3 protein-coding genes are annotated in these 2,074 nt (G+C 63.6%); all 3 read left to right on the forward strand.

Annotated features, from left to right (window positions below; all coding sequences use genetic code 11):
- The coding region (locus VLE48_07570; protein ID HSA92853.1) for a cobalamin-dependent protein at nucleotides 1–290 on the forward strand (290 nt) is incomplete at its 5' end.
- A gap of 10 nt (nucleotides 291–300) precedes the next feature.
- The gene (locus tag VLE48_07575; GenBank protein HSA92854.1) at nucleotides 301–1,749 is read left to right on the forward strand and encodes a trimethylamine methyltransferase family protein; all 1,449 of its coding nucleotides are present in this window, start codon (nucleotides 301–303) and stop codon (nucleotides 1,747–1,749) included.
- Between the two features lie 92 nt (nucleotides 1,750–1,841).
- The coding region (locus VLE48_07580) for an amidase family protein (protein HSA92855.1) at nucleotides 1,842–2,074 on the forward strand (233 nt) is incomplete at its 3' end.

The following is a 2,074-nucleotide window of genomic DNA, read 5'->3' on the forward strand; positions in this document are numbered from 1 at the left end:
TCTTCGATCTGGGAGTTAATGTGGATCCTGAACAATTCGTCGCAAAAGCTTTGCAGGTCGAGGCGGACGTCGTGGGAGCGTCGGCGCTGCTCACCACCACGATGGTGGGCCAGAGGCATCTTGTCGAGCACCTCGAGCGCGCGGGATTGCGGCCGCGGGTGAAAGTGATCGTCGGAGGAGCGCCAGTCACCCGACAGTGGGCGGAAGGAATCGGTTCGGACGGGTACGGCCAGGATGCGGTCAGCGCCGTGAGTCTGGTGAAAGCACTCCTCAATACCTCGGTGATCTAAGGTTTTGGCCATGCCACCACGACTGCAACTGCTCGAACCCGCATTGGCAGAACGCGTCCTGGAAGAGGCCTATCAACTTCTAGACGAGATCGGGGTGCGCGTGCAGACCGAAGTAGCCCTCGAACTGCTGGCCTCTCATGGAGCCCGCGTGGAGGGCAAGGTCGTCCACATCCCTCAAGAACTAGCGCACCGGGCAACCTCTTCCGCGCCGCAAGAATTCTGGCTCCACGACCGTTCGGGAAAGCCAACCGTGCGTTATGGGAACGACGCCGTACATTTTGCTCCGGGGTCTTCGTGCCTGCAGGCACTGGATGCGGAGACGCTCGAGCACCGTCTGGCGAAATCCGCAGACCTGGTGCGACTGGTGCAGGTGGCCGAGATGCTGCCGCAGTACGCGGCCCAGTCCACGGCTGTCGTTTGCGACGATGTGCCGGAGTCGATCAAGGACCTCTACCGGCTTCTCTTGGTGCTCTGGTACTCGGAGAAGCCCGTGGTGACGGGCGCGTTCGAACTGGAGAACCTGCCGGTGATGATAGACATGCTGGCCGCGGACGCGGGCGGACACGAGGCCCTGCGCGTGAAACCGAGAGCGGTGTTCGACGTTTGCCCTTCGCCGCCATTGACCTGGTCTGACTTTGCGGCCGCGAGTCTGATCGAATTGGCCCGGGCCGGCGTGCCGGCGGAGATCGTGCCGGTGCCGCTGGCAGGAGCGACGGCGCCAGTGACGCTCGCTGGCGCACTGGCTCAGCACACGGCGGAATGCCTGAGTGGTGTGGTCATCCAGCAACTGGCGCAACCGGGAGCGCCTGTAGTCTGGGGAGGTGCGCCCTCGATTCTTGACATGCGCACGGCTACCACGCCCATGGGTTCCATGGAGGCCGCCATGCTCAACGCTGCCTGCGCGCAGATCGGCAAACATCTGCGCCTCCCGACGCATGGCTACTTGGTGGCAAGCGACTCCAAAATCCCGGACGCTCAGGCGGGCATGGAGAGCGGCATGGCTGCCGCGCTGGCCGTGTTGGCAGGAATCAACATGGTGTCGGGTGCGGGAATGCTGGACTTCCTGGCTTGCCAGAGCGCGGAAAAGCTGGTGATGGATGCCGAGGCCATTGGGGCGGCGATGAGGCTGCGGCAGGGGATCGAGCCGCATGCGGCCAGTCTGGCGGTAGAACTATTCCGCGCCGCCGGGCACCAGACCGATTTCCTGAAGCTGCCGGAAACGCGACGGCTCTTCCGCAGCGAGCAATATCTGCCGTCGCCAGCGATCGATCGTGAGCCACTCAGCCGGTGGAGGGATTCCGGCGGGAAGGATATGTTCGCGCGTGCCCGTGAACGTGTGAGCGAGCTTGTTGCCAGCTACGCGCGACCCAGCATGGACGCTGATGTGGAGAAGCATCTACTCGACGTCGTGCGCAGGCGAGCAGGCAAGGCAGGATTGCACAGCTTGCCGGGAATCTAGCTTCGATTGCACGGAAACCGCTCGTTCGGCGACAATGGCTGGCCGCGAGAGGACGTGTTTCTCACTGCGTTCTTCTGTCGGACCCCGAAGGCATGTCTGATCTGACCCGTTTGTCTGCTTCCACCATGGCGCAGCAGGTGCGCGCCCGAAAGATATCGCCGGTAGAACTGGCCGACGCGCACCTAGCGCGCATCGAACGCCTGAATCCGCAGTTGAATGCCTTCGTCTCGATGGACGTGGAGGGAACGCGCCGGGCCGCGCAAGCAGCTGAGGAGGCGGCGATGCGCGGTGACGAGCTGGGGCCGCTGCACGGTGTTCCGGTAAG

The organism is Terriglobales bacterium (assembly GCA_035454605.1).
Classification (GTDB): Bacteria; Acidobacteriota; Terriglobia; order Terriglobales; family Acidobacteriaceae; genus DATMAB01.